Here is a 16,344-nt window from a genome sequence, read left to right on the forward strand (position 1 = left end):
AGTACTACCGACAGATAAAGCGGATACGAAAGGCCACATCCGAAGATTCCTGAAAGAGTCATGGGAGGCCAGAAGCCGCGTACAGCTTCTGCAAGTTGGTTGAGTAAATACGTTGACCTACTGCCAAGTTACAAAGCTTACCGCGTTGACGCCAGCATTGGATTTCCCAAGAAAGGTCTATCATCACATCGCCTGTCGTGCAGGGTCGCCATGTCGACGCTCATTGAGCTCGACCGTTCAGCTGCCGCCATGAAACATGGCCATCAAAAACAGAGACGCAATAAAACAGGGCCATACCTTTCGGTATGGCCCTGTCGTTATCTTCTCCACTATCGCCTATCGCTTACGACTGGCATAGCGAGAAAGACCGCACTGGACTTACAGGCAGCGTGATTAGACGCTGTAGTACATGTCGAATTCGAGCGGGTGAGTCGCCATGCGCAGGCGCTGGACATCTTCGCCCTTCAGTTCGATGTAGGCATCGATCATGTCGTCGGTGAAGACGCCACCCTGAGTCAGGAACTCACGATCGCCGTCCAGTGCTTCCATTGCCTGTTCGAGACTCTCGGCCACGGTCGGGATGGATTTTGCTTCTTCGGCCGGCAGGTCGTAGAGGTTCTTGTCCATCGCGTCGCCCGGGTGAATCTTGTTCTTGATACCGTCGATACCAGCCATCAGCATCGCGGAGAATGCCAGGTACGGGTTGGCTGTCGGATCAGGGAAGCGTGCCTCGACGCGCTTGCCTTTCGCACTCGCGGTGTACGGGATACGAATGGAGGCAGAACGGTTGCGAGCAGAGTAAGCCAGCATGACCGGCGCTTCGAAGCCCGGGACCAGACGCTTGTAGGAGTTGGTGGACGCGTTGGTGAAGGCGTTCAGAGCACGGGCGTGCTTGATGATGCCGCCAATGTAGTAAAGCGCCATTTCAGACAGACCAGCATACTCTTCACCAGCGAACTGGTTCTCGCCACCCTTCCAGAAGGATTGGTGAACGTGCATGCCAGAACCGTTGTCACCTACCAGCGGCTTGGGCATGAAGGTCGCGGTCTTGCCGTAAGCGTGCGCGACATTGTGAACCACGTACTTGAGTTCCTGAACTTCGTCAGCCTTCTTCACCAGGGTGTTGAACTTGACGCCGATTTCATTCTGACCTGCGTTCGCCACTTCGTGGTGATGAACTTCCACTTCCTGACCGATCGCTTCCAGCGTGTTGCACATGGCGGCACGGATATCGTGGAAGCTGTCGACCGGCGGTACCGGGAAATAACCACCTTTCAGACGCGGACGGTGGCCAAGATTGCCGCCTTCCGGAGTGGAATCAGTCGCCCATGCACCTTCATCGGAAGAGATCTTGAACATTGAGCCGTTCATCTCGTTCTTCCAGTGAACTTCGTCGAAGATGAAGAACTCAGGCTCCGGCCCGAAGAAGGCGGTGTCGCCCAGGCCAGTAGACTTGAGGAACTCTTCGGCGCGCTTGGCAACAGAGCGCGGATCACGCTCGTAACCCTGCATGGTAGCCGGCTCGATGACATCACAACGCAGCACCAGAGTGGTGTCTTCGGTGAACGGGTCGAGGAAGGCAGTGCCGTCATCCGGCATCAGGATCATGTCGGATTCGTTGATGCCCTTCCAACCTTCAATGGAAGAACCATCGAACATCTGACCATTTTCAAAGAATTCGTCGTCAACTGTGCGCGCCGGGACGGAGACGTGATGCTCCTTGCCTTTGGTGTCGGTGAAGCGCAGATCAACCCACTTGACTTCGTGTTCTTCAATCAGGGCAAGTGTCTTCTCAGCCATGGTAATTCTCCGATGGAGCCGGCGGCTCGGTTTACAGTTGGTGTCAGCGTTGTCTGTCGTTTGTATCTCTTTTCTCTCATGGCCAGCGTTTTGATGCCAGTCATCAGACAGGATGCTCTAACATTGCAGCGAGCGTGCCAGAATGGCGCAGAAGCAGCCCAAAAAAATCATAACCCAATGAAATTAATGAAGAAAAATATATCCATCGAACGTAAATAATCGCTTATTTCCAGAGAATTTGACCCTAGAAGGTGCAAAAAATCCTTTCTGACACGCCATAACATCTATTTTGGTGCACGAAAAAAGCTTGCCGCTCTATCTTGGTGCGTCACTGTATTATCCATCAATGATTGCCTCCATTGATCTGGACGATAGCACGACGTTTTACAGGCACTTCTTCAGTTTCACGCCATATTTCGGTTCTCTCACAAGTTTTTTTCATCTTGAATAAAAGAAAGGAAAAGACTTGAGAGACAACCATTTGGCCGCCTCAAGCCATTCAATGACGTCTATAAGCAGGGCTTGCGAATTCGGGATGCTGGCAGGAGGCATGCCATGCCCCCTATAATGCGCCCCAAATCACAAGCGCCCGGTACGCGAGCGCCCATTTTCCGCACAGGTTCCCGTCGTGATCGAGAAACTTCGCAACATAGCCATCATCGCCCACGTTGACCATGGTAAGACTACATTGGTCGACAAGCTCCTGAGTCAGTCTGGCACCCTGGACCGCAAGGCCGAGGGTCAGGAACGCATCATGGATTCCAACGACCAGGAAAAAGAACGCGGCATCACCATTCTGGCAAAGAATACCGCGATCCAATGGAACGACTACCACATCAACATCGTGGATACCCCTGGGCACGCTGACTTCGGTGGCGAAGTCGAGCGCGTGATGTCCATGGTGGATTCCGTGCTGCTGCTGGTCGATGCCGTCGATGGCCCGATGCCGCAGACACGCTTCGTGACCCAGAAGGCATTTGCCCAGGGTCTGAAGCCGATCGTCGTCGTCAACAAGGTCGACCGTCCGGGCTCACGTCCTGACTGGGTCGTTGACCAGATCTTCGATCTGTTCGACAACCTCGGCGCGACTGACGAGCAGCTCGACTTCCCGATCATCTACTGCTCTGCCCTCAACGGCATTGCGGGTATGGACCCGGAAGACCTGCAAGACAGCATGGACCCGATGTTCCAGGCTATCGTCGACATCGTCGAGCCGCCGAAGGTCGAACTGAACGGCCCGTTCCAGATGCAGATCTCCGCACTGGACTACAACAGCTATGTTGGCGTCATCGGTCTGGGTCGCATCAAGCGCGGCTCTGTCAGCCCGGGTCAGCAGGTTTCCGTCATCACCAAGGAAGGCGCTACCCGCAAGGGCAAGATCGGCCAGGTCATGACGCACATGGGTCTGGATCGCGTACAGACCGACAAGGCGACTGCCGGCGATATCGTCTGCATCACCGGTATCGAGAACCTCGCGATCTCCGACACCATCTGTGACAACGCTGCCATCGAAGCGCTGCCGCCGCTGACCGTCGACGAACCGACCGTCTCCATGACCTTCCAGGTCAATGACTCTCCGTTCGCCGGTCAGGATGGCAAGTACGTCACCAGCCGCAACATCCGTGAGCGTCTCGAGCAGGAACTGATCCACAACGTCGCCCTGCGTGTTGAAGAAGGCGAGACTCCGGAGAAATTCGTGGTTTCCGGTCGTGGCGAGCTTCACCTCTCCGTCCTGATCGAATCCATGCGCCGTGAAGGCTTCGAACTGGCCGTAGGCCGTCCGGAAGTCATCATCAAGGAAGTCGACGGCAAGAAGCAGGAACCTTACGAAGAAGTCACCATCGACTGTGAAGAGCAGCATCAAGGCTCCATCATGGAAGAGCTTGGCTATCGCAAGGGCGAGATGACCAACATGAACCCGGATGGCAAGGGTCGTGTGCGTCTGGACTTCATGATTCCGTCGCGCGGTCTGATCGGCTTCCGTGGTCAGTTCCTGACCATGACGTCCGGTACCGGTATCCTGACCAGCCGCTTCGATCACTACGGTGACCTGAAGCTGGGTGCAGCCGTCGAGCGTCGTAACGGCGTGATGGTCTCCATGGTGACAGGCAAGGCATTGTCCTATGCGCTGTTCACTCTGCAGGAACGCGGCAAACTGATTCTCGGTCACGGCACCGAAGTCTATGAAGGCATGCTGGTGGGTATCAATAACCGCGCCAATGACCTGGTCGTCAACCCGACCAAGGCCAAGAAGCTGGATAACATGCGTTCCACCGGTAACGACGAGAACATCGTTCTGACGCCGCCGATTCGCTTCACTCTGGAACAGGCTATCGAGTTCCTGGATACCGATGAGCTGGTAGAAGTCACGCCGGTACACATCCGTATCCGCAAGAAGCACCTCAAAGAAAATGAGCGTAAGCGCGCTGCCAAATAAATTGGCTGCTTTCAGCTCCTGTCAGCATGACAGGAGCTGAAATATAGAAATGCAAAAGACCTGCCTTCGGGCGGGTCTTTTGCATTTCTACAGGACTGGTTTTCTGACATTCACGCATATCATTGCAGAAAGTGCGTCGCTATTAAGGCCGGCAGAATAAGGCGTCTTTGGCATTTTCCTTGGCCTGTCCTGCCCTAACCCCTTAAATGGAGGCTATATAAGACTTATTACTGTTGCGCATATAGCTATTTCTCTCACGAACAGCAAAGAACTGCCCATAACAGCCGATAGCTGATCACAACATGCTTTCGTCATACGGTGCAGTCGCGCAATTTTTCGATGCCTATAGTGGAAAAAGCATCGCTGTTTGATGCTGCGTCGCGTTCTGACGACGCGATAGTGAGACATCCATGAGCATCGACTAGGGTCAGCGCATCTGAACAGGTATCTTTTGCCGGAGATTTTTCATGGATGACCAGCAGTCAACAGAACTTCATCCGCGACAAGAAACCCGGACCTGGGGCATCTTTCCGAACATCGTGAGCGTTAGAGATATGTCGACATTGCAGAATAATCTTCATGCGGTGCGGCACAAACTCGCTCCAGAAGACCCGTATGAAAGGATTCAGCAATGAGCATCAAGGAACGTCTGGAAACCCTGCCGTGGGATACGCTAGCTCGCTATCGCCTGATCGAGATCATCGCGTTGTGGGAAGGCCGTGTCACATCACGTCATCTTGGCAATGCGTTCGGTATTGCTCGGCAACAGGCGTCCCGTGTGATGAAGACCTATCGCGAGACTATCGCCGAGCATAACCTTCAGTACGATCCGGTCATCAAGGGCTATCGCCCCTCGGCAAATTTTCATCCTCAGCTGACTCGAGGTGAGGTTGATGAATACCTCCAGCTGCTCGGTAACCATGACAATCTGAATCCGCACTTCACAGGGCTCGGGCTGGGCCAGGCGAATACCGAAGCCCTTCGCTTGCCCTCACGCAGTGCAAGTCCGCCGGTAGTGAGAACACTGATCGAGGCCGCCAGCCAGGGTGCACGTCTGGAAGTGACCTATGCATCGCTCAACTCACCACAGGGCGAAGAGCGCATCCTGTGCCCACATACACTGGTCTATGCCGCGGGGCGTTGGCACGTACGTGCGTTCTGCGAAAAGCACCGAGCTTTTCGTGACTTCGTGCTGTCTCGATTCCGCGCAGTGCCAGAACTCTTTGGCGAAGCACTGGATGGCAGCAAGCGTGAATTCGATGATGACTGGGAAACTCACGTTACCTTGCGGCTTGGCGCAGACTCGCGCCTGTCGCCGGATGAGCGCGGGCTGATCGAACAGGACCACGGCATGGTCGATGGCGAGTTGCATTTGCCAACCCGCGGCGCACTCGTGCAGTACGTGCTGCGCGAACTGGGTATCAACCCGGATTATCTGGACGAATCTCCCCGCGCCCAGCAGCTGGTAGTCCTCAATCGTGACGAGATAACCGACTGGTTATTCGTGAACTCCAGCGCCTGAACATAATGCACCCCAGCACTATCCAGCGATGACTGAAGTTTATATGATGACTTCTGCACACAGTCCTTCACCTCTTGCAGGTGGAGGACTGTTTTTTTGGCCCCCACCATGCGCTGAGATAAGCCACTGGGTGCCATCACTGACAGGAGGTCTCATGGCTACACTCCCCGGTATCATCATCAATCGCCTTGACGCCGAACGCCTTCAGCGCCTGATTGATCGCGCCCCCGCCGCCGACCGCCATGTGGCGGAGCTGCTGGAAGACGAGCTGGAGCGCGGCGAGATCGTCGAGCCCAATGAAATCCCTGCAGATATCGTCAGCATGAACAGCCGCGTAGAGTTCACTGATCTGACCCGTCAGCAAGCCCTGGTGCGCACACTGGTCTACCCACATGCGCTAGCGAGTCAGGAAGATGGCTTATCGGTGCTGGCACCGCTTGGGGCGGCGCTGTTGGGTCTCAAGGTCGGCAGTCATATCGAGTGGTCACTACCGGACGGTAGCCAACGACAGGTAAGAATTGATGCCCTGCTCTACCAGCCAGAAAGTGCTGGCGACCTGCATCGCTGATGCCCGCATGTGAGCGCCATGGATATTGACGCCGATAGCAATGGCCACTCATGACACGGCAGCATGCTGACAGAATCGCCTCAGCGGTTCACTAAGCACGCTACAGCCAGCGGAGTGCCCCCCCTCGCATCATTCCATGCCAACCCGGCGGACAGCGCGTCAGCGACGCGCTAGCCCTTCTCCATTGACAGCACGAGCCGCTCGGAATGGCTGACAGCCGCGGCGGCTTGGACTGATGGGGCAGAAGGAGCAGGCAGAAAGCCTGCACAATGGCACGATCAGAATCGACAGCACTACCGCATCAACAAACGTCGGATCAAACCATGAATGGCGCGCCCCGCCACACCTTCTGCATAGGGCGGGTACATCAGCTTCGCACCATTCAGGCGGCCCTTGGCGAATACGCCCTTGGCCTTGCTCAGCGTCAGAAAACCTTCATGACCATGGTAATGGCCCATCCCTGACGGGCCGATGCCGCCAAACGGCATGTCGTCCTGTGCCACATGTAGCAAGGTGTCATTGAGGCACATGCCCCCCGCATGGGTCCCTTCCATCACCCGCTGCTGCCCTGCCTTGTCATGCCCGAAGTAATAAAGCGCCAGCGGGCGCGGGCGAACATTGACGTAGGCCATCGCGGCGGCCAGCTCGTCTGCCGCCGCCGGCAGACCCACAATCGGCAGCAGCGGCCCGAAGATCTCATCCTGCATCACCTGCATCTCATCCGTGACATTGAGCAACGCCAGCGGCGGCATCAGGCGCTTCTCAACCAATACGGGATCATTCCAGCTCGGCCCCTCGACCAACGGCGTCACCGTCGCACCCTTCGCCAGTGCGTCGCTGAGCACCTCGCTCAAGCGATCGTACTGGCGCTGATTGATGATGCGCGAGTAGTCCAGCGTGTCCGCGAAACATGGATAGAAGCGTTGGAAGCTAGCCCCCAGCGCCTGCACCAAGTCTGCAACCTGGTCCTCAGCACACAGCACGTAGTCCGGCGCAACGCAGGTCTGGCCCGCATTCATGCCCTTGCCGAATGCCAGTCGTGACGCGGCCTCTCGGCGCTGTGCCTCATCAGCCATCAGCGCACGCGACATGATGACGGGCGACTTGCCCCCCAGCTCCAGCGTCACTGGCGTGAGATTATCAGCCGCGGCACGCATCACATGCTTACCCACTGCCGTGCTGCCCGTGAACAGCAGGTGATCGAAGGGCAAGGCGGAGAAGGCAGCCGCCACGTCGGCCTCACCGGTCACCACTGCCACCTGCATCTCGTCAAAGGCCTCCGCCAGCATCACGCGCAAGGCTTCAGCCGTGGCGGGGGTGAACTCGCTCATCTTGATCATGACGCGGTTACCGGCACTCAAGGCAGTAATCAGCGGACCCAGTGCCAGATACAGTGGATAATTCCACGGCACGATGATCCCGACCACGCCCAGCGGCTGGTACACCACGCGTGCACTGGCCGGCTGGAAGGCCGCGCTGACATGACGTATTGATGGCTTCATCCAGCCCTTGAGGTGGCGGCGTGCATGGCGGATGCCCTCGAAGGTCGGCACCATTTCTGCCAGCCGCGTCTCATGGGCGCTACGGTGACCAAAGTCAGCGCTGATGGCGGTAATCAGTGCCGCTTCATGGCTTTTTAGCGCATCACGTAGCCCGGCCAACCAGCCACGACGCACCTCAGCGCTTGGCATGGGAGCGATGGCAAAGGTCGCGCGCTGATCAACTAACAGCCGCTGCATTCGAGTCTTTTCCCCCTCCCCAGAAGAAGAAGGAGTGTCAGTCTCGAACGCATCGAGCGGCGAGGAAGGTGGCAGAGCAGAAGCATCAGATGACGTAGCAGTAGCATCGTGCGACATGGGTATATCCAGTGAATTCAGCGCAGAAATCAGCAAGTAGGACCGGCGCAGGCGAGGTGGCCAATAGAGCGGCAAGTGATACGGCGCCGATACGTGGTGGTGTAATAGCCCTCAGTTTTAGAACACTCGTTTGATTTCGTCAAAGAAAGTGCTTCTTGCGCACTCGGGATGGCTTGCTGCATCCCCAACGCAAGAAGCCCCCACACCGTGAGGTGTGGGGGCTTCTTGCGCGTGACATGATCGTGAAAGGTCATGCCTCAAAATTCGTCTGGCGCGCCCAGCAGGATTCGAACCTGCGACCACTGCCTTCGGAGGGCAGTACTCTATCCAGCTGAGCTATGGGCGCGCATACCATGACTGCTGCCAGTCAGGCGCGCTTATGGTAACGCCTTGATTCTACGTTGTCGAGATGTCACGACAGCAACAGAGTTGCCGAGGCAAGGCATAGCGCTATACTGGCTCGATACACTGCTCAGAAGGTGCCTGCCATGCGTTTTCGCCCACTTGTGTCGTCTGCCGTGATCACGCGGACCACTGACACCACGCAATCGATGGACCACCTTCCCTCATCAGCTACCGCTCGATCATCGACCACGGCGCGCACCGCAGTGAAGTTTGGCCTGTGTGCGAGCGGTGCTCTGCTGGTTGGCATGTTCAGTGCGACCTTCAGTGCGAGCAGCCTGGCGGCCGATAACTCACGTGAGGCCATCACTGAGCGCATCCGTCCGGTAGGCGAGCTGTGTTTGACAGGAGAGGCGTGCGCCAGCGACAAAGCATCCGGGAGCAGTGCTCAGGGCGTGGCAGCACAACAACAACCGGCAGATGATACCGCCACCAACGGTACCGATGCGCAAAAGATCGATGGCGAGAAGGTCTATGGCGGCATCTGCATGGCATGCCATACCACAGGCGCCGCGGGTGCGCCGCGCCTTGGCGAAGCCGCCGACTGGGCAGCACGACTGACCAAGGGCACCGATACGCTCTACACCCACGCCATCGAAGGCTTCAATGCCATGCCTGCCAAGGGCGGTAATCCCGCGCTGTCAGATGATGAGGTGAAAGCTGCCGTCGATTACCTGGTCGATTCGGCCCGCTAAACCTTCCGTCTGCTAACCCTTCCGCCCCTGACTGTCGGCTTCTTGGCGATACTCGGGCAGTGCCGAAAAGCGCACGGGCCTAGCCCAACAATGAGCGCAGGCCTGCGATCGCATCACGACCACGGGCGACTTTCTTCTCTTGATCCTGCGGCTTGTCGGCACGCCCTTCCCACTCGAGGTCTTCCTGCGGCAACTCCTCAAGGAAGCGGCTCGGCACGCAATCCATCATCTCGCCGTAGGTCTTGCGCTGGCGCGCCAGCGTCAGCACCAGCGTGCGGCGGGCACGGGTAATGCCGACATAGGCGAGACGTCGCTCCTCCTCCACCGTTTCCAGCTCGATGGCGTTACGGTGCGGTAGCAGATCTTCCTCCAGCCCCATCACGTAGACATGCGGGAACTCCAGCCCCTTGGAGGCATGTAGCGTCAGCAGCTGCACGCGGTCCGAGTCGTCTTCCTCAGCTTGTTGCTCCAGGATGTCACGCAGCACCAGCCGTGAGATGGCCGCGGCCACATCGCCCGTCTCGGTGTCGCTGACCATATCCTCGCCCCCTTCCAGCGCTTCCACATCCTGCGGCTTGCCGCTGATCGACTTCTCCAGCTGATCGATCAGGATCCACACGTTGGCCATGCGCCGCTCGGCGATCTTGGGTGCACTCGCGTTCTGATACAGCCAGCCTTCGTAATCGACTTCACGGAACAGCTCACGGATGGCACTGATCGACTGACCGGACTCCATGTCGCGACGCACCCGATCCAGCGTGTGAGTGAAGCGACCGAGACGGTCCAACGCACGCTCACTCAGTTGCTCACGTAGTCCCATTTCGCTACAGGCGGCGGACAGCGAGATTTCGCGACCCGTAGCGTAGTTGGCCAGCTTCTCAAGTGTGCCAGGCCCAACCTCACGCCGCGGTACGTTGACGATACGCAAGAAGGCGTTGTCATCGGCCGGATTGATCAACAGCCGCAGATACGCCATCGCGTCCTTGATCTCATTGCGGCCGAAGAAGGAGGTGCCGCCGGAGAGCTTGTAAGGAATCTGGTAGTGCTGCAGCTTCAGCTCCAGCAGGCGTGCCTGAAAGTTACCGCGATAGAGCACCGCGAAATCACGCCACGCAGCGCTCTCCTTGATGCGGCGGGTCAGAATCTCGCCTGCGACACGCTCGGCCTCGGCCTCTTCATTGCGATTCATGATGATACGAATCGGATCGCCATCACCCATCTGCGACCACAGCGTCTTCTCGTAGACGTGCGGATTATTGGCGATCAGGGTGTTGGCCGCGCGCAGGATGATGCCGGTGGAGCGATAGTTCTGCTCCAGCTTGATCAGATTCAAACGCGGAAAATCCTCACCCAGCGTGACCAGATTCTCCGGTCGCGCCCCGCGCCAGGCGTAGATCGACTGATCATCGTCGCCTACGACGGTGAAGGTCTGACGGTCCTGCATCAGCATCTTCACCAGCAGATACTGACTGATGTTGGTGTCCTGGTACTCATCGACCAGCATGTAGTGGATGCGCCGCTGCCAGCGTGCCAGGGCTTCAGGATGATCACGGAACACCACTACCGGCAACAGGATGAGGTCATCGAAATCCACCGCGTTGTAGGCCTTGAGGTGACGGTTGTAGGCCTCGTAGATCACCGCGGCGTATTGGGCATCTTCATCTTCCGCGTAGGACAGCGCGGCACCAGGCAGGATCAGGTCATTCTTCCAGGTGGAAATCTGACTCTGCACCGCGTTGATCTGCTCGGCGTCAGTGTCAGCCTCCTTGTGCATCAGCTCCTTGATCAACACCTTGGCATCATCGGTATCAAACAGTGAGAAGCCCGGCTTGTAGCCCAGTGTCTTCAGCTCACTGCGAATGATGGTCAGGCCGAGGGTGTGGAAGGTCGAGACAATCAAGCCGTGGCCTTCACGACCTTTGAGCATCTTGCCGACTCGCTCCTTCATCTCGCGCGCCGCCTTGTTGGTGAAGGTCACGGCGGCGATGTTGCGCGCCTTCATGCCACATTCCTGCACCAGATAGGCGATCTTGGTCGTGATCACACTGGTCTTGCCAGAACCGGCACCGGCCAACACCAGACAAGGGCCGTCAATGGCGCGCACGGCTTCCTGCTGGCGAGGGTTGAGCTTGGCGAGGCGATCACGGATCTCGGTCATCACGGTGTCCTGCGGGGCGAGGAAAAGAACGAAGCAGCAAAAGGTGCAGCGAAAGCGATTGGTACGCGTCGATCAATACGAGTCGACCGATAAAGACAGCTCAGTCGAGCTGGACGGCACCGGCGAAGTCGAGCTGACGCCAGCTCTCGTAGACCACGACGGCAACGGCATTCGACAGATTCATGCTGCGGCTGTCAGCCAGCATCGGCAAGCGCAACACTTGCTCGCGCGGCAGGCTGTCGAGCAGCGCTTGCGGCAGGCCGCGCGTCTCGGGGCCGAAGACCAGCGCATCACCGGTCTGGAAGCTGGCCTCGTGCGGTGCGGTACGTCCACGCGTCGAGAGCGCGAAGAGTCGTGCGGGCTTCACCGTTGTCATGAACTCATCGAGACTGGCATGCCGCTGCACGCGTGCCCACTCATGATAATCCAGTCCGGCACGACGCAGGCGCTTGTCATCCAGCTCGAAACCCAATGGCTCGATCAGATGCAGGCGATAGCCGGTATTGGCACACAGCCGGATGATATTGCCGGTATTGGGCGGAATCTCGGGCTGATAGAGCACGATATCGAGCATGAGCAGACTCGCAGCGGAAAGCGAAGACAGGGCGTAAGCGGGCAGAAATCATGCGCCGCGACAACGAAAAAGCGGGCCCCGAAGGGCCCGCCATCTTACCGCACTGCGCCGTAATCTCGCAGGGAACGATGATGCAGTACGAGGATCAGAACTGCAGACGCATGCCGACCAGCGGGCCGGAATCCAGCGTACGCTCGTCACGGTTCTCGAAGTCAGCCTTGACCTTGCGGTAACCGACATAGCCTTCGACATTGTCGATGACCTGATAACGGGCGCGCAGGCCGTACTCGTAGCTGTGCTCCAGATCATTGCTGGTCACGACATCGGGTGTCACGTAACCATAGCCACCCAGCGAGACACGCGGAGCGCCCGGCAGATAGTAGTAGCCGTAGCCACCGAGGCCCAGACCGCCACCGTCACCGTGCTCGGTGTCGTACTGGCTCCAACGTGCGCCAAGGCCCACGTCATACTCGCTGGTACGCTCGGTGCCCAGCAGCTGGACGTGACCTGCCGTGACGTCATCGTGGTCATTGCTGGACAGGATGCCGCCGCCGATCTGGACGCCATTGCTGATCTCGCCGTTCAGCTCGCCCTGTACCGCTTCGCTGTTAAGGTTGAGATCGGCGTTGCCGGCCAGCGCCGGAGCAGACAGACTAGCGGCAATGATGGCTGCTGAAAGGCCGAGAATGTTACGGTGAAGTATCATGTGCATCTCTCTTTACGTGACTGGGAAGGTAGTAGTGCGCGGATCATGAACGCTCTCAGGCGCTCTGGAGACCATACTGCGCACGGTAGTCGCGGATTGAAGCCGCATGCCCAGACAGTTCTTGCTGCGCGTATTGCTCCAGATACTCCAACACCTGGTCGAGCGTTACGATACTGACCACTGGCATGGAGAAACGTGCCTCCACTTCCTGAATGGCACTGTTCGCTTTCAGGCCTCCCTGGCCATCCGGAGCACGCTCCTGGCGGTCGAGGGCGATCACGACACCCGCTGCCTTGGCGCTTTCGGCATGGATTATCTCCATCACTTCACCAATAGCGGTACCGGCAGTAATGACATCGTCAATGATCATCACGCGACCCTCGAGTGGCGCGCCGACCAGCGAGCCACCTTCGCCGTGAGTCTTGGCTTCCTTGCGATTGAAGGTAAACGGCATATCACGACCATGATGATCGGCCAGCGCCACCGCCGTCACAGCACCCAACGGGATGCCCTTGTAGGCCGGACCAAACAGCACATCCGCCTCAAGACCCGAGTCAACGATGGCCCGCGCGTAGAAACGACCGAGACGTGCCAACGCCTGACCGGAGCGGAATAGGCCAGCATTGAAGAAGTAGGGGCTCACCCGTCCGGACTTGAGCGTAAACTCGCCAAAACGCAGCACATCCTGCTCGATGGCAAACTCAATGAACTCCCGCTGGTAGTCCTGCATCCGATATCACCTTTGAATTCGTTAGCCATTTACCAAATCGTCTAAAGCTCGGGTATCATACAGGCGCGACGAACCAGGGACTACGTATGAAAATCGCTACAGTTAACGTCAATGGTATTCGAGAAGCGGTCAGCCGCGGCTTCCTGGACTGGCTTGCCAGTCAGGACGCCGACGTCGTCTGCATCCAGAACCTCAAGGCCAAGAGCTTCGAGCTCGACGACAATGTCCTCTATCCGGAAGGATATGAAGGCTACTTCCTCGACGCCGAGAAAGATGGCTTCTCCGGTGTCGGGCTCTATTGTCGCAAGATACCCAAGGCCATCATGTATGGTCTGGGCTTCGAGCAATGCGACAACGAAGGCCGCTACCTGCAGGCCGATTACGACCGCTTCAGCATCTGCTCTTTCCTGATGCCTGATGGAAGTGATCCGGCCGCAAAAAGCACCTTCATGGAGCAGTATCAGGAATATCTCAGCAAGCTACGCCGCAAGCGTCGTGATTACATGATCTGCGGCACCTGGCATGTGGCCCACAAGACCGTCGACCTTGCCAATTGGTCCGACAACCAGATGACGCCGGGCTTCAAGCCGGAAGAGCGTGCATGGATGGATCAGGTCTTCGGCCCGATCGGTTTCATTGACGCCTTCCGCGAAGTCAACCGTGAGGCGCACCAGTACTCCTGGTGGCCGGCACTGGATAGCGACCAGCCACGCGCCCGTCAAGAAGGCTGGCGCCTGGATTATCAGGTCATCGACCCGAACCTGCGCCGCCATATCAAGGATGCGTGGATCGACACCGAGGCGACCTTTAGCGAGTTCGCACCGGTCATTGTCGAGTACGACCTCGAGCTGTGATCACTACCGTCACGCCTTGAGGTTACCGGCCTTGTGCCACCCTGCCAGTCGCATGGAGTGCCATCAGGTACTCACGAAAACGCCCCCACCGCGCAAGCGATGGGGGCGTTTTCTTGTTGCGGCATACTACCGTCAAGCGATCAGACGCTGGCAGGCATACCCAGCGCAGCACGCTGTGCAGCAAACAGCTCAATGCCGGTACGCTCAGCGAGATCCAACAACGCGTTGAGCTCGGCGCGATCGAAAGCGGCACCTTCTGCGGTGCCCTGCACCTCGATCAATCCCTTGCCCTCGGCCATCACGACATTCATGTCGGTATCGGCCTTGCTGTCTTCCGGATAGTCGAGATCGGTGACAGGCACGCCCTTGTAGATACCCACCGATACCGCGCTGACCAGGCTCACCAGCGGATCAGTGGTGATCTTGCGATCGCGTTGCAGCCCCTGCAGCGCATCCACCAGCGCCACGCAGCCACCGGTGATCGCTGCAGTACGGGTACCGCCATCGGCCTGCAGCACATCGCAATCGATGGTGATGGTGAACTCGCCCAGCTTCTTGAGATCAATCGCGGCACGCAGTGCACGACCAATCAAACGCTGAATCTCGACCGTACGGCCACCCTGCTTGCCACGCGCCGCTTCGCGATCATTCCGGGTATGCGTTGCACGCGGCAACATGCCGTACTCGGCGGTCAGCCAGCCCTTGCCAGACCCGCGCAACCAACGTGGCACACCCGGGATGACAGAGGCGGTACACAGCACGCGGGTATCCCCGAACTCCACCAGTACCGAACCCTCGGCATGGCGAGTGAACTCACGGGTCAGACGGATTTCGCGCGGCTGCTCCGGGGTGCGGCCACTGGGACGGGTCACGTTGGCTTCGCTCATGGGGATTCCTTGTTGCAGTGTTCGGGAGGCCAGAGTCTACACGCCACAGCCACGGGCGACGACCTCGCCACGCTGCGCAGACTGGGCGCTGCATGACGGCGAGCGTACAATTCAGACAATCATCGCAGGCATGCTGACATATTCTTGCGGCATGCCCGACCGCATCACCCTCTTTGCCCTCCCTTTCTCTCTACCGACAAGGAGCATGTCATGGTCCATAGCATGACCGCCTTCAGCCGCCAGACACACGACGCCGACTACGGCACCCTGACGCTGGAACTACGCTCGGTGAATCAGCGCTACCTCGAACCCCACTTCCGCCTGCCAGATAGCCTGCGTGAATTGGAAAGCAGCTTCCGTGAAGGCCTGCGCAAGGGACTAAATCGCGGCAAGATCGAGCTCTCGCTGCGCTTTGACGCCGAAGCCGGTGCCGACAGCCTCGCCGTCGATGCCAAGCGCCTGGGTGAACTCAGCCGCGTACTCGCTGAAGTCGGCCAGTACTGTCCGGAGGCGCCGCAGCCCTCACGTCTCGCACTGCTCGACTATCCCGGCGTGCTGGTGCGTGAAGGCGCGGATCTCGAGCGCATCAAGGCCGACGCCATCAGCCTCTTCAAACGTGCCCTCGATGAGCACATCGAAGGCCGCGCTCGCGAAGGCGAGCGTCTCGCCGAGCTGATCGTCGCACGCCTCGATGGCGTGGATACCCACGTCGCCGAAGTCCGCCGCCTGATGCCGGAGATTCTGACCCGTCAGCGTGACGCTTTGCTCGCCCGCCTCGAAGAAGTGCGTGCCACCCTTGACCCGCAACGCCTTGAAGCCGAACTGACCCTGATGGCTCAGAAAGCCGACGTTGACGAAGAACTCGACCGCCTCGCCACCCACGTCAGCGAAGTCCGTCGTCAGCTCACCCAAAAGGGTCCCATCGGCCGCCGCCTCGACTTCCTGATGCAAGAACTCAACCGCGAAGCCAACACCCTCTCCTCCAAATCCGTCGTCGCCGACACTACCCGCTGCGCCGTGGAGCTCAAGGTGCTGATCGAACAGATGCGTGAGCAGATTCAGAATATCGAGTAATAGCGACCAGCAGTATTAAGAAACTGGCGGATGCCATGTGCAAACTCCCTTATAGGATAAGGGAGTTTGCACATGGCATCC

General features: G+C 58.2%; 14 protein-coding genes and 1 tRNA gene. 7 read left to right on the plus strand and 8 right to left on the minus strand.

Annotation, left to right across the window (positions count from 1 at the left end; all coding sequences use genetic code 11):
* Window positions 1–393: 393 nt before the first annotated feature.
* The gene (gene glnA / locus GQR90_RS17030; RefSeq protein WP_158775110.1) at window positions 394–1,800 is read right to left on the minus strand and encodes a glutamate--ammonia ligase; all 1,407 of its coding nucleotides are present in this window, start codon (window positions 1,798–1,800) and stop codon (window positions 394–396) included.
* Between the two features lie 628 nt (window positions 1,801–2,428).
* Between glnA and typA the strand changes: the two genes are divergently transcribed.
* From typA to rnk, 4 genes are all read left to right on the plus strand, one after another.
* Window positions 2,429–4,237, plus strand: coding sequence for a translational GTPase TypA (typA, locus tag GQR90_RS17035; protein ID WP_158775111.1), 1,809 nt, complete (start codon window positions 2,429–2,431; stop codon window positions 4,235–4,237).
* A gap of 467 nt (window positions 4,238–4,704) precedes the next feature.
* Window positions 4,705–4,872 carry a hypothetical protein gene (locus GQR90_RS17040; protein WP_158775112.1) on the plus strand — a complete coding sequence of 56 codons (168 nt, stop codon included), beginning with the start codon at window positions 4,705–4,707 and terminating at the stop codon, window positions 4,870–4,872.
* Entirely contained in the window at window positions 4,869–5,759 is an 891-nt protein-coding gene (locus tag GQR90_RS17045; RefSeq protein WP_158775113.1) for a WYL domain-containing protein, read from the plus strand. The genes GQR90_RS17040 and GQR90_RS17045 overlap by 4 nt, the downstream gene beginning before the upstream one ends.
* A gap of 154 nt (window positions 5,760–5,913) precedes the next feature.
* Complete coding sequence (gene rnk, locus GQR90_RS17050; protein WP_158775114.1) at window positions 5,914–6,327, plus strand: nucleoside diphosphate kinase regulator; 414 nt, start codon at window positions 5,914–5,916, stop codon at window positions 6,325–6,327.
* 293 nt (window positions 6,328–6,620) lie between these two features.
* Here rnk and GQR90_RS17055 read toward each other — a convergent pair whose 3' ends face one another.
* Window positions 6,621–8,183 carry a coniferyl aldehyde dehydrogenase gene (locus GQR90_RS17055; RefSeq protein ID WP_199269445.1) on the minus strand — a complete coding sequence of 521 codons (1,563 nt, stop codon included), beginning with the start codon at window positions 8,181–8,183 and terminating at the stop codon, window positions 6,621–6,623.
* 269 nt (window positions 8,184–8,452) lie between these two features.
* A tRNA-Arg gene (locus GQR90_RS17060) sits at window positions 8,453–8,529 on the minus strand.
* A 142-nt stretch (window positions 8,530–8,671) separates the two neighbouring features.
* On the opposite strand from GQR90_RS17060, the gene GQR90_RS17065 reads away from it, so the two are divergent.
* Window positions 8,672–9,280 (plus strand): c-type cytochrome, encoded by a 609-nt coding sequence (locus GQR90_RS17065; protein ID WP_233266356.1) that lies wholly within the window; start codon window positions 8,672–8,674, stop codon window positions 9,278–9,280.
* 79 nt (window positions 9,281–9,359) lie between these two features.
* On the opposite strand, the gene rep is transcribed toward GQR90_RS17065, so the two are convergent.
* The 4 genes from rep to pyrE form a co-directional block, all read right to left on the minus strand.
* Window positions 9,360–11,438, minus strand: a complete 2,079-nt coding sequence (gene rep, locus GQR90_RS17070; RefSeq protein WP_158775115.1) for a DNA helicase Rep — start codon at window positions 11,436–11,438, stop codon at window positions 9,360–9,362.
* A gap of 100 nt (window positions 11,439–11,538) precedes the next feature.
* Window positions 11,539–12,012, minus strand: coding sequence for a tRNA (uridine(34)/cytosine(34)/5-carboxymethylaminomethyluridine(34)-2'-O)-methyltransferase TrmL (gene trmL, locus GQR90_RS17075; RefSeq protein WP_199269446.1), 474 nt, complete (start codon window positions 12,010–12,012; stop codon window positions 11,539–11,541).
* 145 nt (window positions 12,013–12,157) lie between these two features.
* A complete protein-coding gene (locus GQR90_RS17080; protein WP_199269447.1) occupies window positions 12,158–12,718 on the minus strand; it encodes a YfaZ family outer membrane protein in 561 nt (186 codons plus the stop codon).
* Between the two features lie 55 nt (window positions 12,719–12,773).
* Complete coding sequence (gene pyrE / locus GQR90_RS17085) at window positions 12,774–13,448, minus strand: orotate phosphoribosyltransferase (protein ID WP_158775117.1); 675 nt, start codon at window positions 13,446–13,448, stop codon at window positions 12,774–12,776.
* Window positions 13,449–13,534: 86 nt separating this feature from the next.
* Between pyrE and GQR90_RS17090 the strand changes: the two genes are divergently transcribed.
* Window positions 13,535–14,302, plus strand: coding sequence for an exodeoxyribonuclease III (locus GQR90_RS17090; protein WP_158775118.1), 768 nt, complete (start codon window positions 13,535–13,537; stop codon window positions 14,300–14,302).
* Window positions 14,303–14,442: 140 nt separating this feature from the next.
* Here the strand turns inward: GQR90_RS17090 and rph are convergent, their stop codons facing one another.
* A complete protein-coding gene (gene rph, locus GQR90_RS17095; RefSeq protein ID WP_158775119.1) occupies window positions 14,443–15,189 on the minus strand; it encodes a ribonuclease PH in 747 nt (248 codons plus the stop codon).
* Window positions 15,190–15,399: 210 nt separating this feature from the next.
* Here rph and GQR90_RS17100 point away from each other — a divergent pair, with 210 nt between their 5' ends.
* Entirely contained in the window at window positions 15,400–16,263 is an 864-nt protein-coding gene (locus GQR90_RS17100) for a YicC/YloC family endoribonuclease (RefSeq protein WP_158775120.1), read from the plus strand.
* Window positions 16,264–16,344 lie beyond the last annotated feature (81 nt).

Source organism: Cobetia sp. L2A1 (genome assembly GCF_009796845.1).
Taxonomy (GTDB): domain Bacteria; phylum Pseudomonadota; class Gammaproteobacteria; order Pseudomonadales; family Halomonadaceae; genus Cobetia.